The sequence below is a fragment of the Achromobacter aloeverae genome, from assembly GCF_004121055.1.
Taxonomy (GTDB): domain Bacteria; phylum Pseudomonadota; class Gammaproteobacteria; order Burkholderiales; family Burkholderiaceae_B; genus Bordetella_C; species Bordetella_C aloeverae.
The window spans coordinates 610067-632830 of sequence record NZ_PYAL01000001.1 but is presented as its reverse complement, the minus strand read 5'-3'; the positions used below and the strand labels follow the sequence as shown (position 1 = coordinate 632830).

The 22764-nt window shown below is 66.7% G+C and carries 19 protein-coding genes; 9 read left to right on the top strand and 10 right to left on the bottom strand.

All coding sequences use genetic code 11. From position 1 onward, the window contains the following. Positions 1 to 142: 142 nt before the first annotated feature. From C7R54_RS02725 to C7R54_RS02715, 3 genes are all read right to left on the bottom strand, one after another. Positions 143 to 916: an NRDE family protein gene (locus C7R54_RS02725; protein WP_129148643.1), complete on the bottom strand. Its 774-nt coding sequence runs from the start codon at positions 914 to 916 to the stop codon at positions 143 to 145. Positions 917 to 937: 21 nt separating this feature from the next. Continuing rightward, on the bottom strand, positions 938 to 1468 hold the full coding sequence (locus C7R54_RS02720) for a YbaK/prolyl-tRNA synthetase associated domain-containing protein (protein WP_129148642.1): 531 nt from the start codon (positions 1466 to 1468) through the stop codon (positions 938 to 940). Positions 1469 to 1529: 61 nt separating this feature from the next. After that, positions 1530 to 2363, bottom strand: a complete 834-nt coding sequence (locus tag C7R54_RS02715) for an oxidoreductase (protein WP_129148641.1) — start codon at positions 2361 to 2363, stop codon at positions 1530 to 1532. Positions 2364 to 2573: 210 nt separating this feature from the next. On the opposite strand from C7R54_RS02715, the gene C7R54_RS02710 reads away from it, so the two are divergent. Further along, a complete protein-coding gene (locus C7R54_RS02710; protein WP_129149411.1) occupies positions 2574 to 3485 on the top strand; it encodes an AraC family transcriptional regulator in 912 nt (303 codons plus the stop codon). A gap of 148 nt (positions 3486 to 3633) precedes the next feature. Here C7R54_RS02710 and C7R54_RS02705 read toward each other — a convergent pair whose 3' ends face one another. From C7R54_RS02705 to C7R54_RS02695, 3 genes are all read right to left on the bottom strand, one after another. After that, the gene (locus tag C7R54_RS02705) at positions 3634 to 4632 is read right to left on the bottom strand and encodes an aldo/keto reductase (protein WP_129148640.1); all 999 of its coding nucleotides are present in this window, start codon (positions 4630 to 4632) and stop codon (positions 3634 to 3636) included. Positions 4633 to 4758: 126 nt separating this feature from the next. Beyond that, positions 4759 to 6357, bottom strand: a complete 1599-nt coding sequence (locus tag C7R54_RS02700; protein ID WP_129148639.1) for a glycerol-3-phosphate dehydrogenase/oxidase — start codon at positions 6355 to 6357, stop codon at positions 4759 to 4761. Next, the gene (locus tag C7R54_RS02695; RefSeq protein ID WP_129148638.1) at positions 6354 to 7181 is read right to left on the bottom strand and encodes a DeoR/GlpR family DNA-binding transcription regulator; all 828 of its coding nucleotides are present in this window, start codon (positions 7179 to 7181) and stop codon (positions 6354 to 6356) included. The genes C7R54_RS02700 and C7R54_RS02695 overlap by 4 nt, the downstream gene beginning before the upstream one ends. A 354-nt stretch (positions 7182 to 7535) precedes the next feature. Between C7R54_RS02695 and C7R54_RS02690 the strand changes: the two genes are divergently transcribed. Together C7R54_RS02690 and C7R54_RS02685 are read left to right on the top strand one after the other, a co-directional pair. Beyond that, the gene (locus C7R54_RS02690) at positions 7536 to 8714 is read left to right on the top strand and encodes a M20 aminoacylase family protein (RefSeq protein ID WP_129148637.1); all 1179 of its coding nucleotides are present in this window, start codon (positions 7536 to 7538) and stop codon (positions 8712 to 8714) included. A 71-nt stretch (positions 8715 to 8785) separates the two neighbouring features. Beyond that, positions 8786 to 9760: a Bug family tripartite tricarboxylate transporter substrate binding protein gene (locus C7R54_RS02685; protein WP_129148636.1), complete on the top strand. Its 975-nt coding sequence runs from the start codon at positions 8786 to 8788 to the stop codon at positions 9758 to 9760. 33 nt (positions 9761 to 9793) lie between these two features. Here the strand turns inward: C7R54_RS02685 and C7R54_RS02680 are convergent, their stop codons facing one another. Next, entirely contained in the window at positions 9794 to 10813 is a 1020-nt protein-coding gene (locus C7R54_RS02680) for a CorA family divalent cation transporter (protein WP_129148635.1), read from the bottom strand. A gap of 387 nt (positions 10814 to 11200) precedes the next feature. Here C7R54_RS02680 and C7R54_RS02675 point away from each other — a divergent pair, with 387 nt between their 5' ends. Further along, positions 11201 to 13057 (top strand): phosphoenolpyruvate carboxykinase (GTP), encoded by a 1857-nt coding sequence (locus C7R54_RS02675; RefSeq protein WP_129148634.1) that lies wholly within the window; start codon positions 11201 to 11203, stop codon positions 13055 to 13057. A 231-nt stretch (positions 13058 to 13288) separates the two neighbouring features. Next, positions 13289 to 14350 carry a tripartite tricarboxylate transporter substrate binding protein gene (locus C7R54_RS02670; protein ID WP_240039344.1) on the top strand — a complete coding sequence of 354 codons (1062 nt, stop codon included), beginning with the start codon at positions 13289 to 13291 and terminating at the stop codon, positions 14348 to 14350. Positions 14351 to 14494: 144 nt separating this feature from the next. Here the strand turns inward: C7R54_RS02670 and C7R54_RS02665 are convergent, their stop codons facing one another. The 3 genes from C7R54_RS02665 to C7R54_RS02655 all read right to left on the bottom strand — a co-directional run bounded on the left by C7R54_RS02665 (position 14495) and on the right by C7R54_RS02655 (position 17709). After that, positions 14495 to 14806, bottom strand: a complete 312-nt coding sequence (locus tag C7R54_RS02665) for a DUF2513 domain-containing protein (RefSeq protein WP_129148633.1) — start codon at positions 14804 to 14806, stop codon at positions 14495 to 14497. 301 nt (positions 14807 to 15107) lie between these two features. Beyond that, entirely contained in the window at positions 15108 to 16733 is a 1626-nt protein-coding gene (locus C7R54_RS02660) for an ABC transporter substrate-binding protein (RefSeq protein ID WP_129148632.1), read from the bottom strand. Positions 16734 to 16935: 202 nt separating this feature from the next. Next, positions 16936 to 17709 carry an IclR family transcriptional regulator gene (locus C7R54_RS02655; RefSeq protein WP_129148631.1) on the bottom strand — a complete coding sequence of 258 codons (774 nt, stop codon included), beginning with the start codon at positions 17707 to 17709 and terminating at the stop codon, positions 16936 to 16938. A 146-nt stretch (positions 17710 to 17855) separates the two neighbouring features. On the opposite strand from C7R54_RS02655, the gene C7R54_RS02650 reads away from it, so the two are divergent. From C7R54_RS02650 to C7R54_RS02635, 4 genes are read left to right on the top strand one after another with little or no spacing between them, the layout of a single operon-like run. Continuing rightward, complete coding sequence (locus C7R54_RS02650; RefSeq protein ID WP_129148630.1) at positions 17856 to 18833, top strand: ABC transporter permease; 978 nt, start codon at positions 17856 to 17858, stop codon at positions 18831 to 18833. Beyond that, on the top strand, positions 18830 to 19669 hold the full coding sequence (locus C7R54_RS02645) for an ABC transporter permease (protein ID WP_129148629.1): 840 nt from the start codon (positions 18830 to 18832) through the stop codon (positions 19667 to 19669). Before C7R54_RS02650 ends, C7R54_RS02645 begins: the two co-directional genes overlap by 4 nt. Then, the gene (locus tag C7R54_RS02640) at positions 19666 to 21300 is read left to right on the top strand and encodes a dipeptide ABC transporter ATP-binding protein (RefSeq protein WP_129148628.1); all 1635 of its coding nucleotides are present in this window, start codon (positions 19666 to 19668) and stop codon (positions 21298 to 21300) included. The genes C7R54_RS02645 and C7R54_RS02640 overlap by 4 nt, the downstream gene beginning before the upstream one ends. Further along, positions 21293 to 22726: an amidase gene (locus C7R54_RS02635; protein ID WP_129148627.1), complete on the top strand. Its 1434-nt coding sequence runs from the start codon at positions 21293 to 21295 to the stop codon at positions 22724 to 22726. The genes C7R54_RS02640 and C7R54_RS02635 overlap by 8 nt, the downstream gene beginning before the upstream one ends. Positions 22727 to 22764: the final 38 nt, after the last annotated feature.

Genomic DNA, 22764 nt, shown 5'->3' with positions numbered 1-22764 from the left:
TGCGGCGCGGGACGGCCGCGCCGGCCGCATAGCTTGCTGACCTGAAGGTTTCGATGGGCGGCATCCGAAAAAGTTCTGGGGACGCGTATCCCCCGTCTGCTGTTTCCGCCTGCCAGTTTTCCGCCCAGCTTGCGCGTCGCCGTCAGGCTGGTGCATGCAGGGGATACCGCAGGTCGACCTCGCCTACCTTGTTGCCGTCGGGTCCGAAGCGACGCTCATGCAAGCGGCATTCCCGCGAGTCCAGGGCCAGCACGCTGGAGCTGCGCGTGCCATAGACCGGGTCGACGATGAAGGGGCTGCTCAGGAAACGTTCGCGCTCCAGGCTGATGCCGGTATCGGGCAGTTCCGCGTCCGGCGCCGCCGAGCGGTCGGCCAGCGCATCGAGCAGGCCATCGATGTCAGGCTGGGCACGTTCTTGCAGCAAGCGCGTGAATGCCGCCTTGGTGCGTGCAAGCTTGGGCCAGGGCGTATCGAGCAGATGGTTGGAGAGGGCATAGATGCCAGGCGCAAGCGGGCGCGCGGGCCCGCCGCGGTTGCTGCCATACCAGGCGCCGTCGAGATCGCCGACGATGAGGTTGTAGCCGTTGTAGCGCGCGCCTTGCGCGTCGATGCGCGCCATGTATTCGGCGGGCGTTTCCTTACCCAGCAGGAAGTCGCCGACCAGGTCACCGCGCGAAGGCGCATCCGGCAGCACGCGCATGGGGTCGCGGAAGTTCGTGACCAGTGCATAGCGGCCGCCGCGCGTCATGCCCATCCACGTGCCGCCTGATTTCAGGTCGCGGCCGGCGATGATGCCGGAGCCGTCGTCCCAGGGCGCGGCGGGCGCGGTGGGGCGGGCATGGTATTCGTCGCGGTTCGCGGCGATCAGCACCGGCAGGTGCGGTAGTACACGCAGGGCGAGGACGGCCAGGCACATGTGATGACGTCCTTATTGTCTTCAGCTTCGTGCAGCCGCTGCTTGCGGTTCGGACGCCGTCTCCGCCGCGCGTTCGGACGAGAACGGCGCGGTGCGTGGCGCGACCAGGCGCAGGTAGTCGTCCGCCCGCATCAGGATGGAGGCGTCCAGCCGGCCCGCGTTGAAGACGATCTCTTCGTAGCGTTGGCCCAGCGTGCTGTCGACCAGCAGCTCCAGGTCTGGATTGAACGTGAAGGGCGGGATGGCGCCGATCTCGCAACCGGTCAGCTCGCGTGCCAGTTCGCGACTGGCCAGGGACGCTTTCTTGCCGCCGCAGGCCTGGGCGATGGCGTCGAGGTCGGCCTGCCGGTCGGCCGGAAACACGGCCAGCACATTGGCGCGCTTGTTGGATGAAATCTTGACGCGGCAGACCAGCGCCTTGGCGCCCTGGCCAACGGCGGTGCCGCGTATCGCGGCTACCGCTTCGGACCGCCCCTCGGCGGCATGGCGCAGCAGTTTGTAGGTGACGCCTTGCTCGTCGAGCAGCGCGCGGAGTTGATCGTGGACTTCCATGAGGCATGCGTAGCAGGATGGGATGCGCTACCTTAACCCATCCGGGCGCGGGGTGGTCGCATCATCCGTCCGTCGATCTGCTGATCGTTTCCCACGCGCTGATCTCGTCAGCCAGGGCGGCGAGCTTGCCGCGAACCAGGTCCAAGGCATCGCTGCCCAATAACAGGTGCGCGGGCGGATGGTCGCTGTCGATCGCCGCGAGCATGGCGCGGGCGGCCTTGGCCGGATCACCCAGCTGCTTGCCGCTCTTGGCCTCGCGCGCCTGGCGGATGGGCGCGAACAGCGCATCGTAGTCGGCGATCGAACGCGGCGTCCGGACCATGGACCGTCCCGCCCAATCGGTGCGGAACGAGCCCGGCGCGACGGCGGTGACGGCGATGCCCAAGGGCCGGACCTCCTTGCCCAAGGTTTCGGATATGCCTTCCAGCGCGAACTTGCTGCCGCAGTAATAGGCGATGCCCGGCATGGTGATGAAGCCGCCCATGGACGTGATGTTGAGGATATGGCCACGTCGCCGCTGGCGCATGTAGGGCAGGACGGCCTTCATCATGGCGACGGCGCCGAACACATTGACGTCGAACTGCCGCCGCATCTCGCTTAGCGGCGACTCTTCCATGATGCCTTCGTGGCCATAGCCGGCGTTGTTGACCAGCACGTCCAGCGCGCCGACGTCGGCTTCGATGCCGGCCACGACGCGCGCGATGGCGTCGCTATCCGTGACGTCCAGGATGCGGCCGTAGGCCGCGCCAGGCGCCAGCGCCTCGAACGCCGCCCTGGCGGGCTCGGCGCGGACGGTGCCGATGACGCGGTGGCCGGCGGCGAGCGCCTGTTCCGCGAAAGCGCGGCCCAGGCCGCTGCTGACGCCGGTGACAAGAATGGTCTTGGTCGATGACATGCGGATTTCCTGATGAATGGGTTCTGGAAAAATGCATAATAGTTATAGTGTTGGTGGTCTTTAAGGCGTAATCGTCTATTTTTCATGCCTAATTCTATGAAGGGTGGAAGCGGGAGGGATGCGCGCCCTGTGCCCCTCGCGGCGGCGGCGCCCGTCGCTCCCGTCGTATCCACGGCTCCCACCGTGCCCACCGCGCCGGATCAGCCGCGCATGGCGGCGCTGGTGCGCGCATTGGCGCCGGAAGAGGGCTACAACCTGACCGCGCTTCCCGATGTCCGCATCCTGCGCTCGGATCGCGCCTTGGCTCGCACGCCCGTGCTGTACGACCCCGGCATCGTGATCGTTTGCCAGGGCCGCAAGCGCGGCTACTTCGGCGAGCAGGTCTATCTGTACGATGAACAGCATTACCTGGCGGTTTCGGTGCCCGTGCCCTTCACGATGGAGACGGACGCCACGCCGGAGCATCCCTTGCTGGCGCTCTACCTGCACCTGGATTTCCAGTTGGCCGCGGAGGTGACGATCCAGATCGACCGCCATGGCAGGCCCGTGCGCGACGATGCGCCGCAAAGCATGATCTCCAGTCCCATGGATGCCGACCTGCGCGGGTCGGTATTGCGTTTCCTGGAGGCCATGAACCGCCCGCTTGAGGCAGCGGTGCTGGGACCGGCGCTTCTGCGCGAGGTGTACTTCCGCATCCTGACCGGCACGCAGGGCGACGCGCTGAGGGCGGCCCTGGCCATGGAAGGCCGGTTCGGCCGGATAGGCCGCGCGCTGCGCCATATCCATGCCCATTACGCGCAGGACCTCGACCTGCCGTCGCTGGCGCGCGAAGCCGGCATGAGCGTGCCCAGTTTCCACAGCCACTTCAAGGCGATCACGCGCGCGTCGCCCATGCAGTATGTGAAGTCGACCAGGCTGCACCAGGCGCGGCTGCTGATGGTGCGCCAGGGAATGACGGTGGAGGCCGCCTGCCATGCGGTCGGCTATGCCAGCGCATCGCAATTCAACCGCGAATTCAAACGCCTGTTCGGACGCACGCCCGCGGCGGAAACGCGGCGCATGCGCGCGAATTTCGCCGTGCCGCCGGCGCACGCCGCGTCCGCCTACGTGTCATCGCATTGACGGCGTACGCCAGCGCGGCCGACGCTGCACGCGTGCGTGCGTGCGTGCGTGCGTGCGTCGGCGCATCCGCATCCGCATCCGCATCCGCGCCTTTGCCGGCAGGCGCGCCTGCCAGGCGGGGCTTCTCCAGGCGAGGCTTATTAGGGTCCTAACGGACCGAATCGCCGTACCGGTACTCGTGCGTCACCTTGTCCAGCTCGGCCTTCAGGTCCGCGTCCAGCACGTAGTCCGCCGCCGCCAGGGTCTCGTCCAACTGCTCGGGCTTGCTGGCGCCCAGCAGCGGCGCGGTGACCAGCGGATTGGCAAGGACCCAGGCCAGCGCCAGGCGGGTCAGGGACACGCCGGCCTGGTCGGCCAGCTTGCCCAGCTGCGCCACGGACTCGAAGGCGCGCTCGTTCCAGTAGCGGTCCTGGTAGCGCCCGCCGGCCGTGCCCAGCGTGAACCGGGTGCCCGGCGTGGGCGCGCTGCCAGCCTTGTGCTTGCCGGTCAACAAGCCGCCGGCCAGGGGGTTGTAGGGAATGACCGCGAGATTTTCGGCTTCGCACAGCGGCAGCAGCTCGCGTTCGATCTCGCGGAACAACAGGCTGTAGCGGGGCTGCACGCTGACGAAGCGCGTCAGGCGCAGGAAATCGGCGCGCCCCAGGGCGGTGGCCAGGCGCCAGGCGAGGAAATTGGACACGCCGACGTAACGCGCCCGGCCCGACTTCACGATGACGTCCAGCGCTTCGATGGTTTCGTCCAGCGGCGTGCCGTCGTCGTCGGAGTGCAACTGGTAAAGATCGACGTAGTCCGTCTGCAAGCGCTTGAGCGATCGGTCGATGGCGTCGAGCAGATGCTTGCGCGAGGCGCCCTTGTCCCAATCGTTCGGGCCCGTCACGCCGACGGCCTTGGTGGCGACGATGTAGTGCTGGCGCCGGCCCTGGAGCCAGCGACCGAGGATTTCCTCGGTGCGCCCGACGGTGTCCAGGCTCCCGCCCAGCGGATAGACGTCGGCCGTGTCGAGGAAATTGATGCCGCCGTCGGCGGCCTTGTCGAGGATGCGCTTGGCCACGGCTTCGTCGGTCTGCAAACCGAAGGTCATGGTGCCTAGCGCCAGGCGGGAGACTTTCAGGCCGGTGCGGCCGAAGGGTATCTTGGGTATAGCCATCGCGCATATCTCCAGGGCATGCGCGGCCGAAGCCGCGGGACGCGGATGATTCTACGCTTCGATAACTGACGGCAGGCTTGGAGGCGGGCGCGCCGGCCCAGGCCAATAAGGTCAGTCCAATTGGGATCAGTCCAATTGGTATTGCGCGGCCGTGATGGCGAATGCCTGCAAGGTCTTGTTCTGCCAGGCCTCGTCGCGATGGAGCTCCTCGGCCAGGATGCGCGCGACTTCCGGCGCGGCGTCCAGTGCCGCGCGGCTGTCGAGGAACAGGGCGCGATTGCGCCGCGCCAGCACGTCCTCGACGCCGCGCGCCAGTTCGCAGCGCGCGGCATGGCGCACGTGGGCTTCGGTCAGGCCGCTGGCCGGGACCAGCATGCGGTCGGCGCCGGGCAGGGCGCGCAGGACCGGCAGGTCGCTGCCGTAGTAGGCATCGGTGGACAGCGGCACGTCCCGGGCCGGCATCATGCCGCCCGCGCCATGCAGCGGCAGGTTCTGGGTCTGGCCGGGCGCATACGGCAGCATCCGTTCGCGCAGCACCGTGTCCATCACGTCCTGCGCCATGCGGCGATAGGTGGTCCACTTGCCGCCGGTCACGGTGACCAGGCCGGCGTTGGACACCAGGATGGTGTGCTCGCGCGACAGCGATTTGGTGTTGCCCACGCCCGTGGCCTTGACCAGCGGACGCAGGCCGGACCACACGCTGGTAACGTCGGAACGGGTGGGCTGGCGGTTCAGATAACGGCCGGCCGTGGCCAGGATGAAGTCGACGTCCTGGCGCGTCGCGTCGGGTTCGAGCGGCAGGTCGTTGCGTGCGGTGTCGGTGGTACCGGCGATGGTATGGCCATTCCATGGCACCACGAACAGCACGCGCCCGTCATCGGTCTTCGGGATCAGGATGGCGCGGTTGCCGGGCAGGAAGTCGCGCGGCAGGGTCAGGTGCACGCCCTGGCTGGGCGCTACCATGACGGGGGCCTTGCGGTCCTCCATGTGGCGGATTTCGTCGACCCAGACGCCGGTCGCGTTGATGACGCAGCGGGCGCGCAGCATCAGTTCGGCGCCATTGAGACGGTCGCGCACGGTGACGCCGTCGATGCGGCCCTTGTTCTGCGACAGCCCCGTCACGCGCAGGTAGTTCAGCGCCAGGCCACCCAGGTCGAACAGCGTGCGCATCAGGCTCACGGCCAGGCGCGCGTCGTCGAACTGGCCGTCGAAATACCGCACGCTGCCCCGCAGCGCATGGCCGCCGACGCTGGGCGCCAGGGTCGGCGCTTCGGCCAGGGTGGCGCCGCGCGACAGCAGGCGGCTGGGTTGCAGGTTCAGGCGGCCGGCCAGCAGGTCGTACATTTTCAGGCCGATGCCGTAGAAGGGCTGGTCCAGCAGGCCGTAGGCCGGCACGACGAAGCCCAGCGGCCACACCACGTGCGGCGCATTGCGCGCGAGCAGGCCGCGCTCGTGCAGGGCCTCGCGCACGAGGCTGATGTTGCCCTGGGCCAGGTAGCGCACGCCGCCGTGCACCAGCTTGGTGGCCCGGCTGGACGTGCCCTTGGCGAAATCCTCGGCTTCGACCAGCAGCGTGCGATAGCCGCGCGCCGCGGCGTCCACCGCCGTGCCCAGCCCGGTGGCGCCGCCGCCGATGACGATGAGGTCCCAGGGTTCGACGGAATCCAGCTGCGCCAGGATGCGGTCGCGCGAGGGGGGGACGATGGGCTTGGGATGGACGTTCATGGCAGCAGGGCGGGTCGCGCGGTGGTCGCCGCGCCGGCATGGGGCGTATCGTCGGCCGGGGCGCTGGCGATTTCGCAGCGCACGCCGGCCTGCTTCATCACGCGGGCGAGCGGGGCTTGAGGGGGCAGGTCGGTGTAGAAACGGTGGACCTGGGAAAGATTGGCCAGCTCCACCAGCGCCTGGCGCTGGTATTTGCTGTGGTCGGCCGTCAGCCAGACTTCGCGCGACTGCGCCATGATGGCGCGCGCCACGCTGACTTCGCGCAGGTCGTAGTCGCGCAGGGTGCCGTCGGCCTCGATGGCGGAGATGCCGATGACGCCGATGTCCACCTTGAAACGGCGGATGAATTCGATGGTTGCCTCGCCGATGATGCCGCGGTCGCCCGCGCGCATGGCGCCGCCGGCGATGATCACTTCGCAGTCCGGGTTGGCGGACAGGATGTCGGCCACGTTGAGGTTGTTTGTGACGACGCGCAGGCCGCGGTGCTGGACCAGCGCGCGCGCCACGGCCTCGGTGGTGGTGCCCAGGTTGAGGATCAGCGAGCAGCCTTCCGGGATGTGGCGGGCCACCGCCAGGCCGATGCGGCGCTTGGCGTCGGCGTGCAGGGCCTGGCGCTGTTGGTAGGCGATGTTCTCCGTCGTCGACGCCTCGATGCGCACGCCGCCGTGGAAGCGCGCCAGCAAGCCGGCCTGAGCCAGCAGGTTGACATCGCGCCGCACGGTTTGCAGCGTGACGCCGAAGCGCTGGGCCAAGGCTTCGATCGTGGCCGCGCCGCTTTCGCGGACGGCGTCGATGAGGGCGGATTGACGGGGATTGAGGGCCATGTAAACGATCATAAAGCAACAAAAACGAAAATGATAGGGGAAGGTTTTGGTTCGTTAGTGTTCGTTTTTGTCTCCAGGGTGGCGGAACTACTCCCCGGGCTGACGCCGGGGGAGGCTTGCCGGGGGTATGTGATTCAAGGCCGCGGCACGGGCGGGGCCAGGGGCACCGTCCGGAGACGGCCGGAGCCATGGTCAGGGCGGGAGTGGGGGCCAGGCATGGGCGAGCGGGGATGGGGCGTGGACCGGGGGATAACCCCGACGGGAAGGCGTTCAACTCGCCGTCAAGCGCGTGTGATAATGCTTTGCAATTAATGGGGACACCCCACCCCGACGCACCTCCGCACAGGAATCGAAGTGATCGAACTCGGTAATCTCGAAGAAATCGTCGCTTTGCGGCGTGACCTCCATGCCCATCCGGAAACGGCCTATGAGGAAGTCCGCACGGCCAAGGTGGTGGCGGACTACCTGGCGGACTGCGGCATCGAGGTGCACACGGGCATCGCCAAGACCGGCGTGGTCGGCGTGCTCAGGCGCGGTACGTCGGACAAGGCCATCATGTTGCGCGCCGACATGGACGCGCTGCCGATGTCCGAGGACAACCGCTTCGAACACCGCTCCCGCGTCCCCGGAAAAATGCACGGCTGCGGCCATGATGGCCATACCGCCATGCTGCTGGCGGCGGCGCGCCACCTGAAGGTCGCCGGCGGCTTCGACGGCACGGTCTATTTCGTCTTCCAGCCAGCGGAGGAAAACGGCGGCGCCGGCGCCCGCGCCATGATGGAAGCGGGGCTGTTCGAGCGCTTCCCCGCCGAGGCGATCTTCGGCATCCATAACTGGCCCGGCATGCCCGCCGGCAGCTTCAACGTCTGCGCGGGCCCCATGATGGCCGCCGCCAACGCTTTCAAGATCACCGTCAACGGCCGTGGCGGCCACGCGGCGGCGCCGCAGGACTGCGCCGATCCCGTCCCCGCGCTGTTCGCCATCGGCACGGCCATCCAGACCATCCTCACCCGCAACAAGCGTCCGCTCGACGCCGCGGTGATTTCCATCACCCAGGTCCAGGCCGGCGGCAGCGTGACCAACGTCATTCCCGGCACATGCTGGCTGGGCGGATCGATACGGGCATACAGCGCCGAGGTGGTCGACCTCATCGAGCGGCGCCTGAACGAAATCGCCGCGCCCATCGCCGCCGCGCACGGCTGCGAGGCCGACGTCTACTTCGAACGCCGTTATCCCGCCCTCGTCAACTCGCGTGCCGAAACCGAATTCTGCCTGGACGTCATGCGCGATGTCGTCGGCGCAAGCAACACGCATATCGTCGAACCTGTGATGGCGTCGGAGGACTTCGCCTTCTTCCTCCAGGGCAAGCCGGGCTGCTATGTTTTCCTGGGCGCGGGGGAGGGCGGGCACCGCCACGCCGGCCACGGACTGGGGCCATGCGCCCTGCACAACGGCAGCTACGACTTCAACGACAACCTCATTCCCGTCGGCGCCTCGTACTGGATCCGCCTGGTACAGCGGTATCTGGCGTGAGCGCCGCGCATCGAGCCATTTTCCCGCGGCCACCGGCCGCGGGCGCATTACTCCTTACAACCTGGATAGCCATGAAAAAAATGATGACGTGCGGAAAGCTCCTGGGCGCGCTGGCCCTGTCGGCGGCCGCGACGGCGGCGCACGCGCAGCCCGCATGGCCGGGCAAGGTGATCACGTTGATCGTGCCCTATACCGCGGGCGGCACGGCCGATACGCTGGCGCGCGGCCTGGGCGATGCGCTGCGCGCGTCGGGCACGACGGTGATCATCGAGAACAAGCCGGGCGCGGGCGCCACGCTGGGCACGGATTTCGTGGCGCGCGCCAAGCCCGACGGCAACACGCTGCTGGTGGCGTCCACGAGTCCGGTCACCATCTATCCGCATCTGGCGGGCACCCCCTACGATCCCATGACCGGTCTCACGCCCATCGCCAGCGTCGGTGTGGGGCCGGTGGCGATCGTGGCCACCAAGGCCCTGAAGGTCGACGATTTCGCGGGCCTGGTCGCCTACGCCAAGAGCAATCCCGGCAAGGTGACGTTCGCCGTGCCGGGCCTCGGCTCCGTGGCGCACCTGGGCATGGCCGCCCTGAGCCGGCAGGCCGGCATCAAGATGATGCAGGTGCCGTATCGCGGCGGCAGCCAGGCGCTGACCGATGGCCTGGGCGGCGTGGTGGACCTGATGGTGCTCAATACCGATGTCCTGCTGCCGCATGTCGCGTCGGGCGCGTTGAAGCCGCTGGCGGTGATGGCGCCGACGCGCCTGGAGGCATGGCCGACCGTGCCCACCATGGCCGAACTGAAGCTGCCGAAGATCCAGTACTTTTCCAACTTCGGCCTGTTCGCCCCCGCGGGCATGAAGCCCGAGACCGCGCAGGCCTTGCAGGCCGCGGTCGACAAGGCCATCGTCACGCCCCAGTACCAGGACATGCTGAAGAAGTACTACCTGCAACCCGGCACGGGCACGGGCGACGTCTTCCGCAAGCAGGTGAAGCAGGAGTTCGAAAACAACGGACGCCTGGTCAAGGAAGAGAACATCAAGATCGAATAGCGATCGAATGGCGCCGCGGGGCCGGCGTGCGCTTCACCAAAGCCGCAGGCGCTTGAGGAACCCCAGCGTCGCCAGCCCCAGCGCCACCATCACCCCCAGCACCCACCAGAAGGCGCCGGGCGTCTGCAAGCCCGGCAGGTCGGCCACGTTCATGCCGAAGATCCCGGACAGCAGCGTGGCTGGCATCAGCATCGCCGTCAGCACCGACAGCACCAGCAGGTTGCGGTTCATTTCCTCCGACATCTGCGCGGCGATCTCTTCCTGCAGCAGCTTGGCCCGTTCGTATAGCGACTCTATCGAGGCGGACAGGTGGCCGAGCGTATCCACGCCCTCGGCGAGATGGTCCAGCGCCTGCGGTTCAGCCCAGGCATGGCGCAGGGCGGGCAGGCGTCCGAGCATGTGGCGCTCCGGATGCACCTGGCGGCGCAGCTCGGCCAGTTGCCGGCGCACCGAACTCAACGCGCCGCGGTCGCGCTCGCGCCGGTCGGACAGGACCGACGCCTCGATATCGTCGACCTCGTCGGTCAGCATTTCCAGGCGCGCCGCATAGCCTTCGGCCAGGCACTCCACCAGGTCGCCCAGCAGGGCGGCGGTACAGCCATAGCTGCGCCCGTCCTCGACCCGGCGGCGCAGGCGGTCCGTGGATTGCAGCGCCCGGGTGCGCACCGTGATCAGCAAGCCGTCGTTCATGAAGAAGTGCAGCACGCCTTTTTCCGCGTCGTCCGCTTCGCTGTCCATCTTGAGATCCACCAGCAGGCCGTGGACGCCTTCCTCGGACACGTGCAGGCAGGGCCGGGTATCTCGGCCCGCGAGAAAGGCGCGCGCTTCTTCCGGCACGTCGGCGCCGTGCTCCAGCCAATCCTGGATGCGGCTGTCCGCGGTCTTGGCATGTATCCAGTGGAAAGCGCCCGATTCGGGGGGCGGCGCGCCCTGCACCTCGTGCCAGTTCAGGCGGACGGGGGCCGTATCGGGTTGGAAGCGGAAGGCGCAGATCAGCCCGCCGGGGCCGGCGGACAGGGAAAGCAGCCGGCTTTGGGCGGCGGGCAGGGTCATGAGCGATGAATATTCAAAAAAATTCGTCGGGGGAAGGGCGGCCAACGGCGTGGCAGTCAACGGCGACACCAATAGCCGGGTCAAATGACAATTTCGTGACGAGTTGCCCAAAATTGACACCAGATGCCGGCCGATCGCGGCTATCGTCGCGGGGCACGCCGCGCCGGCAACCCGCCGATACCCGCCTCGCGCGCTAGGGTTTCCCCTGTTTCCCCCATGAGGATGGGTTGACGGCCGGGCGCGCCAGCCGGGTATGATGGCTGTCTAACCCACATGGCGAAATGTCGAGCCGGCCCCGGATGGCCCCGCTGTGGTCCCAATTTTTCATTTCAGGCCAGAGCCTGTCCCTTATTCAGCCTCATATAAATCACTTTGGAGATGAGACCTATGAACCGACCCTTTGATGGCCCGCAGGCCGCGCTCAACGTGCCGACTTTCGTACAGCACCGGCGCCTGGTCGATTGGGTGGCGGAGTTCGTGGCGCTCGCCAAGCCGGACAGCGTAGTGTGGTGCGATGGTTCCCAGGAAGAGAACGACCGCTTGTGTGCGCAGATGGTCCAGGCGGGCACGCTGCGCAAGCTGAACGAACAGAAGCGTCCCAATTCCTACCTGGCCCTGTCCGATCCGGGCGATGTGGCGCGTGTCGAGGACCGCACCTTCATCTGCACCGACAAGGCCGAGGACGCCGGTCCCACCAACAACTGGGCAGCGCCCGCGGAAATGCGCAAGACGCTGAACGGCCTGTTCGACGGCTGCATGCGCGGCCGCACGCTGTACGTCGTGCCGTTCTCGATGGGTCCGCTGGGTTCGTCCATCGCCCATATCGGCGTCGAGCTGACCGACAGTCCCTACGTGGTGGTCAGCATGCGCATCATGACGCGCATGGGCAAGAAGGTCTACGACGTGCTGGGCACCGACGGCGAATTCGTGCCGTGCGTGCACACGGTCGGCAAGCCCCTGGCCGCCGGCGAGGCTGACGTGGCCTGGCCGTGCAACCCCACCAAGTACATCGTTCATTACCCCGCCACGCGCGAGATCTGGAGCTACGGCTCGGGCTACGGCGGCAACGCGCTGCTGGGCAAGAAGTGCTTCGCGCTGCGCATCGCGTCGACCATGGGCCGCGACGAAGGCTGGCTGGCCGAGCACATGCTGATCCTTGGCGTGACCACGCCCGAAGGGCGCAAGCATCATGTCGCGGCGGCGTTCCCGTCGGCCTGCGGCAAGACCAACTTCGCCATGCTGATCCCGCCGCAAGGCCTGAACGGCTGGAAGGTCACCACCATCGGCGACGATATCGCCTGGATCAAGCCGGGTGCCGACGGCCGCCTGCACGCCATCAATCCGGAAGCCGGCTATTTCGGCGTGGCGCCGGGCACGGGGGAGAAGACCAACCCCAATGCCATGGCCACCCTGCACGCCAACTGCATCTTCACCAACGTCGCGTTGACCGATGACGGCGACGTGTGGTGGGAAGGCATGACCGAGCAGGTTCCCGCGCACCTGATCGACTGGCAGGGCCAGGACTGGACCCCGGAGATCGCCAAGGAAACGGGCCGCAAGGCCGCGCACCCGAACGCGCGCTTCACCGCGCCGGCATCGCAGTGCCCCTCCATCGACAGCGAATGGGAAAACCCGGAAGGCGTGGTCATCGATGCCTTCATCTTCGGTGGACGCCGTTCCACCACCGTGCCGCTGGTGACCGAGGCGCGCAACTGGGAAGAAGGCGTCTACATGGCCGCCACCATGGGCTCCGAGACCACCGCCGCCGCCGCTGGCCAGCAGGGCGTGGTGCGCCGCGATCCTTTCGCCATGTTGCCGTTCTGCGGCTACAACATGAGCGACTACTTCCAGCATTGGCTGGCGCTGGGCGAGAAGCTGGCGCAGAAGGGCGCCACGCTGCCGCGCTTCTACTGCGTGAACTGGTTCCGCAAGGGTCCGGACGGCAAGTTCGTGTGGCCGGGCTTCGGCGAAAACATGCGCGTGCTGAAGTGGATGCTGGGACGGATCGAGGGCAAGGCGCAGGGCCAGGAGCACGTGTTCGGCGTCTCGCCGCGCTATGAGGACCTGGATTGGCAGGGCCTGGATTTCAGCCGCGAGAAGTTCGACCTGGTCAGCTCGGTGGAAAAACAGGCCTGGCAGAAAGAGCTGGAGCTGCATGCCGACCTCTTCGAGCAACTGAAGCAAGGCCTGCCCGCGGCCCTGCCGCGCACGAAGAAGGCGATCGAGGAGAGACTGTCGGCGTGAGCTGACGGGTGATCCCGCCGCGGCGCCAGCGCCGCGGCCGACGCAAGCAACACGGGCCGCGCATGCGGCCCGTGTCGTTTTCGGCGCCTGCACTTGCATCCCGGGATCGCACACCAAGGTATACAATCCGCCGGCAGGTTCGCGCCCTACATGATTTCCCAAATGGCGGCACAGCCATCGGAAATTCCAATAACGATCGGACAATCGCGTACCCCGCAGAGGAGTCAAGAAATGCCCACACAAATGCCCACACATCACGCGGCGATGCCGCTTGCCGCTTCCCAGGAAAATGCTTCCCGCCTTGGGACGGCCCGTCGGCGCATAAAAATCCCCGGCATTTCGCCCCTGGCGAAGCTGCTGGCCGGCGGCCTGCTTTGCGCCGCCGCGGCGGGCGCCCAGGCCGCCTGGCCCGACAAGCCCATTACCCTGGTCATTCCTTTCCCGCCCGGCGGCACCACGGACATGGTGGGCCGTCCGCTGGCGCAACTGCTCAGCGAAAAGCTCAAGCAGCCGGTCATCGTGGACAACCGCGCCGGCGCGGGCGGCACCATAGGGGCCGCGTATGTCGCGCGTTCGCAGCCGGACGGCTATACCTTGTTCCTGGCGACCATCGCGCACACCATCGCGCCGTCGACCTACGACAAGCTGACCTACGATTTCCAGAAGGACTTCGCGCCGATCACCATCGTGGCGTCCTCGCCCAACCTGCTGATCGTGAACAACAAGCTGCCGGTGAAGACCGTGCCCGAGTTGATCGAGTACGCGAAGCAGAACCCGGGCAAGCTCAACTACGGTTCGGCCGGCATCGGCAGCACCGAGCACCTGGCGGGCGAACTATTCCGTTCCATGGCCAAGATCGATATCTCGCACGTACCCTACAAGGGCGGCGCGCCGATGATGGCCGACCTGATCTCGGGCCAGATCCAGATGGCGGTGGAAACCAGCGGATCCGCCATCGCGCAGATCCGTGCCGGTACGGTGCGGGCGCTGGGCGTGAGCAGCGAGAAGCCCAGCAGCTTTTTCCCGGGCATACCCGCCATCGACGAGTCCGGCCTTCCGGGCTATACCTTCGCCACGTGGTACGGCCTGATGGTCCCGGCCGGCACGCCCACCGACGTGCAGAAGACGCTGTACCAGGATGTCAAGGAGATCCTTCAGGATCCGCAGATGAAGAAGGTGCTGGAAACCATAGGCGCGGATGCCGGCGGCAACAGCCCGGCGGACTTCAAGACCTTCATCGCCGACCAGACGCGGAAGTGGCATGACATCCTGAAGCCCGACGCGAAGAAGTAAGCCGCTGGCGGCAAGACCGCCGCCGACGCACCGTGGCGTGGATGTCTCAACAAGGAAAAAGGCCCGCCCATGAAAAAGCCGGCCCATGCATGGCCGGCCGAGGATACGGGAGAACCGTCGCGCGGGACAGGCGCCCGCCGCGGCTTATTCCTCGTCGTAGTCGAGATCGTCCTCGTCCTCTTCTTCCTCTTCGTCTTCCTCGTCCTGTTCCAGGGCGTCGTAGCCCTTCCAGGTGATGCGCCAGACGGCATCCTGGCCGGTGGTGCCTTCGGTCAGCTTCTTGGCCAGGCCCGCGTCGGCCAGGATTTCCAGGTGATGTTCGACCACCGCCGCCGGCAGGTCGCCTTCGGCCAGTTCCTGGACGGCCTGGGTGACCTCCTGGCCGGTGAGCGTTGCCGCGTCGGCGTCGCGGAACGAGCCGAGGATGGTTACTACCAGATCAAAATCGCGTTGCATGGGGCACCTCTTGCGTAATGCGGTGGGAAAAGCGCGGTGGGTAAAGCGCGGTGGAAAAAGCGCGATGGGAAAGCGATGAAAGGACATCGCGGAAAAACCCAGGCTGGCGCTTCCCCGCAACCATAGCAGATGCCCACCACGGCCGTGCGACCAAACCGGCACGCAAGAGGAGTGCCGGCGCGTCGCCATCGTCCTGTCATTGCAATGCAAACACCCTGCAACAATAAGACCTGCTTTTTCAGGCCCGTTCCGGGCGGGACGCCCGGCGCGGCGAACGGCGTCCGCCGCGCGGCGCCGGCGCTTATTTCGCCGGTTCCATCCAGGCATCGGCGTAGGAGTCGATCGCGCCCAGGCCGGTAGTGATCGCGTTGTGCACGCGCTTGTCCAGGAAGGTGATGTAGTTCGTGTCGTCGATCCACGCCACCGGCACGTCCTCGACCAGGATCCGCTGCACTTCCGTATACAGCTTCTGGCGCTCGGCGTCCGTGGTCGCCGTCGCCGCCTGGTCGAACAGTTCGTCCACCTTGGGATTGCGATACTGCGAGGTGTTCGTGAACGGCAGTCCCTTCTTGATATTGGAACTGACGTAGGTGCGCGACACGCCTATGGCCGGATCGCCATACTGGAACACGCCGTTGTAGGCCATGTCGAAGTCCCAGTTACCCATGCGCGTGGTCCAGCCGCCCACGTCGACGTTCTCGATCTCGATGGCGATGCCGACCTTGCCCAGGCACTGCTTGATGTACTCGGCGACGCGCCGCATCATCTCGCCGTAGGGGATGGGGATGAAGCCCAGCTTCACGCGCACGCCGTTGGCGTCCGGTTTCAGGCCCATTTCATCGAGCAACGCGATGGCCTTCTTGGGATCGAAGGGATACTTCTTGACGTTGCCGTCGTAGAAGCGGGTGTTGTGGTGGATGGGGCCCGTGGCCACGGTGCCCAGGCCGAACATGATGCGCTTGGCGATGAAGTCGCGGTCGATGGCGTACATCACCGCCTGGCGGAAGCGCTTGTCGTCCATCGGCTTGCGCGAGCCGTTCAGCTCGATCCAGTGCAGCGTGGACCAGTACTCGTAGCCCTTTTGCACGGCGTTCAGGTGCGGCAGCTTGCTGACGCGCGGGATGTCGAAAGGCTCGATGTCCTGCAGCCAGGCCTGCTGCACCGTGCGTTGTTCCAGGGCCAGGCGGCGCGACGCCGAGTCGGGAATCACGCGGTAGATGATGCCGTCCAGGTAGGGACGGCCGGTCTTCCAGTAGTGCTCGTTCCTGACCAGCTCGATGAAGGACCCGCGCTCCCAGCGCTTGAACTTGAACGGGCCGGTGCCGATGGGCGCGTTGTTGTTGGGGTTCTGGGCGATGGGGGTATCGACGTCGTACAGGTGCTTGGGCAGGATCACGCCGCCGCCGATATCGAAGGCATAGAGGAAGGCGGAATAGCGCTCCTTCAGCGTGAAGACCACCGTGTGGGCGTCGGGCGCGGTGATGTCCTTCACATATCCCATCAGGGTGCGGGTGCGCGGCGTGTTCGCCAGCACTTTCTTGTACGAGAAGATCACGTCGTCCGACGTGAACGGCTTGCCGTCATGCCACTGCGCATTGGGCCGCAGGTGGAAGGTGTAGGCCAGCTGGTCGTCGGACACGTCCCAGGATTGCGCCAGGCTGGGCAAGGGCTTCAGATCGAAGGAATAGGTGAGCAGGCTTTCGAAGATCTTGCCGCCCACCATTTGGGAGTTGGCCACCTGCTGGATCGCGATGTTCAGGTTGGGCGGTTCCGGATTGATGATGCCCGTCAGCACGCCGCCGTATTGGGGCGCCCCGGCGTCGGTGCTGGCGGCCTCGGCGGCATAGGCGAACGCGGGCAGGCCGGCGGTAACGGTGGCGGCCATCATTGCCTGCATGAGGGCGCGGCGGGCGGGATCGTACTTCAAGGCTTTCTCCTTGCTGGGCCGGCCAGCCCCGGTCGGGGCGGCCTATCATGAAAAAGAACTTAAGTATCAAATATTGATACTTAAGTTTCCATCAGCAATATGGTGAAGCATGGCCGGACGTCGCGCAAGCGCGGGGCGTCGGGGTTTTCCCGTCCTGATGGACAGGTCCCGCACGCGTTGAGTCGGCGCAAGAAGCGGGGTTTCAGACCCGGCTGGGGCGGCCGCTCAGCGAACGCGCGGCCGCCACGGCCAGCGAACTGAAGCGCTGTACGAAAGGCTCCGGCGTCCATTCGGCCAGCAGGCCGGAGATGTGGATGGCGGCAATGGGCCTGCCCTCGTGGTCCACCACCGCGCTGGACAGCACGATCTCGCCGACCATGCTTTCCTCCAGGCTCAGCGCGTAGCCCTGTTCGCGGGCCTGGCGCACGCGCGCCCGGATCACGTCCGGATCGATGATGGTCTTGGGCGTCAAGGGCTTCAGGGTGCTGCGCGCCAGGATGTCGTCGACCTCCTCGTCGCTGAGCTGCGACATCATCGCGCGCCCGCCGGAGGAGCTGAAAGTCGGCATGCGGCGGCCTACCAAGGTGGCGAAGAAGGTCTGGCGCTTGGTCTGGCGGCGCAGCGCATAGACCAGGGTCAGGTCATCGAACAGGCTGAGGTCCACCCGCTCGCCGGTTTCCTGCTGCAACTGCTCGATGATGGGCGTGGCGCGTTCCAGCAGGGGATGGCCGCGCAGGAAATCGAACGTGCGGTCGAGGATCTTCTTGCCCAGCACGTAGCCGCGCTGGTTGTTGCCCCTTTCCAGGTACCCCAGGGCGACGAGGGTGTGCAGCATGCGCTGGGTGGAGCTGCGGTCCAGGCCCGACAACTCCATCAGTTCGTTCAGGCTGAGCGGGCCGGGGTGGCCGGAGAACGCTTCGAGTATGCCAAACCCCTTGGCCAGGGATTGGTTGTAGCGGGTTTCCGAGGTGGCCATCGCCATGTACTCCAGAGTGATGTGGGGCGAGCCTAGGGTAATCCCCCAGCTCCCGCAGCTTGATGCGCGGCTTTGATGGAATCTATCATATCATTAATCGATATTTAAGTATCAATAATTGATACTTATATAGCCATGAAGGTGTCATGAAAAAATTCGCTCCCTTCCTGGGAAGCCGGCTGCTCAAGGGCGTGCTGGTGCTCCTGGTAATCGCGCTGTTCAACTTTTTCCTGGTGCGAGCCGCTCCTGGCGATCCGGCGGTCATCCTGGCCGGCCAGTCCGGCGCCGTGGACGCGGAATCGTTGGCGAAGCTGCGCCATGACTTCGGCCTGGACCAGCCGATGTCGGTGCAGTTGGCCACGTACCTCAAGGACGTGGCCACCTTCAACCTGGGCTATTCGGTCCGGCAGCAGGCGCCGGTGGGCAGCCTGATTCTCGAACACCTGCCGGCCACGCTGCTGCTGACGCTGACGGCGTTCGCCTTCGCGCTGGCGGTCGGCATCAGCCTGGGCGCTCAGGCTGCGGCGCGCGTCGGCCGATGGGGCGACACGCTGATCACCACTTTCTCCATGCTGGCCTACGCGACGCCGCTGTTCTGGGTGGGCCTGATGCTGGTGCTGCTTTTTTCGGTGCGGCTCGACTGGCTGCCGGCATTCGGCTATGAAACCGTCGGCGCCAACCTGACCGGCCTGGCCCACGCGCTGGACGTGGCCCGGCACCTGATCCTGCCGGCCATCACCCTGGGCCTGTTCCACATGGCGGTGTATGCCCGCCTGACCCGTGCGTCCATCCTGGAAGTGAGCCAGCTGGACTTCGTGAAGACCGCGCGCGCCAAGGGCTTGAAGGAGAACACCGTGATGCGGCGCCACGTGCTGCGCAACGCCTTGCTGCCGGTGATCACCTACGCGGGGATCCAGGCCGGCGGCCTGATCGGCGGTTCCTTGCTGGTCGAGACCGTGTTCGCGTGGCCCGGCATCGGCCGGCTGGCCTTCGACGCCCTGATCCAGCGCGACTACAGCGTCCTGCTGGGGGTGTTCTTCGTCGCCTCCGTGATCGTGGTCGTGATCAACATCATCACCGACATCCTCTACACCGTCGCCGATCCCCGGATAGAACTCAAATGAAAGACTTCCTGCACGCATTCTGCCGCAACAAGGGCGGAGTGGCCGGCCTGGTCGTGCTGCTCGCCGTGGCCGCGCTGGCGCTGACAGCCAGCTGGTTCTTCCCCGACAGCCCGTGGGACATCGCCAATGCGCCGTTCCAGCCGCCCTTGTCCGACGGCGCCTTGCTGGGCACCGATACGCTGGGCCGCGACATCGCCACCGGCATCGCCTATGGCGCCCGCATCACGCTGATGCTGGCCGCCGTGGCGACGGCGGTATCGATCGTACTGGGCATCGCCATGGGCGCGCTGGCCGGCTTCTACGGCGGCCGCGTCGACCAGGCGATCGTGGGCATCATCGAACTCTTCCAGACCATACCCAGCTTCTTCCTGGCGGTGGTGCTGGTGGCCATCCTCACCCCGACCACGCAGACCGTGGTGCTGGCGATTTCCGTGGTGTCATGGCCGCCGCTGGCGCGGCTGGTGCGGGCGGAATTCATGAGCCTGCGCAATCGGGAATTCGTGCAGGCCGCCATGCTGTCGGGACAGTCCAACGCACGCATCATCTTCACGCAGATCCTTCCCAACAGCCTGTCGCCGGTCATCGTGTCTGGCTCGCTGATGGTGGCCAGCGCCATCCTGCTGGAGTCCGCGCTGAGCTTCCTGGGATTGGGCGATCCCAACGCCATGACCTGGGGCTACATCATCGGCGCGTCGCGCAGCGTGTTGCGCGACGCCTGGTGGATGAGCGTTTTCCCCGGCATCGCCATCCTGCTCACGGTGCTGTCGCTGAACCTGATCGGCGAGGCCTTGAACGACGCCCTCAATCCCAAGCTGGCCCGCCGGAGGACCGCATGACGCAAGCCCTGTTGGAGATCAGCGATCTCAATGTCGTGACCACGCACGGCGGCCTGGGCGTCGTCGAGGGCGTGTCCTATACGCTGAACCGCAATGAAATCCTGTGCGTGGTGGGGGAGTCGGGCTCCGGCAAGTCCGTGACCGCGCACGCCGTGATGGGCCTGTTGCCGGCCGACCAGCTGCGCGTGGCGCGGGGCGCCATCCGCTACCAGGGCCGCGACCTGGTTGGCCTGGGGGCGAACGACTGGTACGCCCTGCGCGGGAAGTCCTTCGGCATGGTGTTCCAGGAACCGATGACGGCGCTCAACCCCATCATGCGCGTAGGCCGCCAGGTCGACGAGGTGCTGGAGCGCCATACCGATATGGACCCGGCGGCGCGCAAGCAGCGCGTGCTGGAACTGTTCGGCCTGGCGCTGTTGCCCGATCCGGCGGCCATCTACGACGCCTATCCCTTCCAGTTGTCCGGCGGCCAGCGCCAGCGCGTGGTCATCGCCATGGCCTTGGCGCTGGAGCCGGACGTGCTGATCGCCGACGAACCCACCACCGCGCTGGACGTGACGACGCAGGCGCAGATCCTGGCGCTGATCAAGGACATCCAGCGCCGCATGGGGATAGGCGTGATCTTCATCACGCACGATTTCGGGGTGGTGGCGGACATCGCCGAGCGCATCGTCGTGATGCGCAAGGGCAGCGTGGTGGAATCCGGCAATGCCGCCGATATCCTCAACCGGCCCCAGCATCCCTATACGCGCCAGTTGATCGCGGCCGTGCCGCACAAGCCCGAAGGCAAGCCGGAAGAGGGCGGCCGCTCGCCCCTGGTGCAGGTGCGCGGCCTGCGCAAGCTGTTCACCACCGGCGGCCGCAGCGTGGCCGCGCTGCGCGACATCACGCTGGACATCCAACAGGGCGAAACGCTGGGCCTGGTGGGCGAGTCGGGATCGGGCAAGTCGACCCTGGGCCGGACGCTGGTGGGCTTGCTCAAGCCCGATGGCGGCAGCGTCAAGATGAACGGGCAGGAGCTGGTCGGCCTGGGCGCGCGCGAATTCCGCGCCTACCGGCGCCAGATCCAGATGGTGTTCCAGGATCCCTATGCGTCGCTGAATCCGCGCCACCGTATCGCCGATGCCATCGCGCAGGGACCGGTCGCGTTCGGCACGAGCCGCGCGACGGCCTTGCGCGAAGCGCGCGAGCTACTGGAACTGGTGGGCCTGGGCGGCGATGCCGGCAATCGTTATCCGCACCAATTCTCCGGCGGCCAGCGCCAGCGCATCGGCATTGCCCGCGCGCTGGCGCTCAAGCCGCGCCTGCTGATCGCCGACGAGGCCGTGTCGGCGCTGGACGTTTCCATCCAGGCCCAGGTGCTGGCGCTGTTGAAGTCGGTGTCGGGCCAGTTCGACCTGTCCGTCCTGTTCATCACCCACGACCTGCGCGTGGCCGCGGAAATCTGCGACCGCATTGCCGTGATGCGCCAGGGCGAACTTGTGGAACTGGACCGTGCCGCCCGGATTTTCTATCACCCCCAACATGAATACACACGCCGCCTGATCGATTCCATTCCCGGAAAGTCCTGGGAAAAACCGGATCTGGCGGCGACCGAGAACGACTCGATCAGGAGCAAAGAGCATGCGTGATGTGGAATACCAGTCGCGGGATGGACTGGAGCTGGCCGACCTGCTGGCGCGTAAGGAAGTGACTTCCGAGGAATTGATGGCGTGCGCCATCGAGCTGGCGAAAACCCGGGGCGCGGCCTTGAATGCCTTGTGCTACGAACGGTACGAGGAGTCGCTGGCCGTCGCGCGCGACTGGACGCCGCGCGGCGCCTTCGGCGGCATCCCCTTCCTGCTCAAGGATTCGGGCGTGGCGCACGTGCGGTTCCCGTCCAGCCTGGGTTCGCGCCTGCTCAACGACACGACCTATGCGCGCAATGCCACGCTGCCCGAACGCTTCGAAAGCGCCGGCCTGATTGCGTTCGCCCGCAGTACGGTGCCCGAGTTCTGCATGGCGCCGACCACCGAGGCCGCGCGCAATGGCGGGCCGACACTCAACCCCTGGGACCGGACCCGGTCGTCGGGCGGGTCCAGTGGCGGCGCGGCGGCGGCGGTCGCCTGCGGCATCGTGCCGGTGGCGCATGGCAGCGACGGCGGCGGTTCGATCCGCATTCCCGCCGCCGCCTGCGGCGTCTATGGCTTGAAGACCTCGCGCGGCCGCGTGCCGATGGGACCCTTTCGCGGCGAGGGCTGGGGCAGCCTGGCGACCGACGGCGTGCTGTCCCGCACGGTGCGCGACACCGCGGCGGCGTTGGACGCGATCGGTGGCTACGAGACGGGTGCGCCTTATGCCGCGCCCCCCGCGCCGGATTCCTACCTCGACGTGATCAAGCGCGCGCCCGGACGCCTGCGTATCGCCGTCTGGCGCCAGGCCTGGAACGACATCCCCGTGGCGCCGGAATGCGTGGCCGCGGTGGACCGGACGGCGGCCTTGTTGCGCGCCGCCGGCCATGAGGTGATCGACAGCGCGCCGCCGGACATCGACTATGACGCGCTGGTGCAGGCGCACGCCAACGTGCTGGCGTCCAACATCGTGGTCAGCGTCGATACGCGCCTGGGCCTGACCGGCAAGGCCTTGGCCGACGACGACCTGGAACCCGCCATGCGTGATGGCTACGAGTACGGCAAGACCCTTACGGGCGCGCAGTACATCGGCTGCATCAACCGTTTCCATGCGGTGGGCCGGACGCTGGAGAACTATATGCAGGATTACGACATCATCCTGACGCCGTCGCTCACGCAGCTGCCGCCCAAGCTGGGTTATCTCACCATGCAGCAAGGCACCTTCATGGAGCTTCGCCGCAAGGTGGGCCGGTACGGCACGTTCTCGGCCATCTTCAACGCCACGGGCCAGCCCGCCGCCAGTTTGCCGGGATTGTGGACGGACGCCGGCTTGCCGGTTGGCGTGCAACTGGTCGGCCGCTTTGGCCGCGAGGACCTGGTGCTGCAACTGTCGGCGCAACTGGAGCGGGTGCAGCCCTGGGCGCATCGCATTGCCCAGCCGGCCTGACGCCGCTGCGCAGGGATAGCGATGGCTGGGCCTTGGCG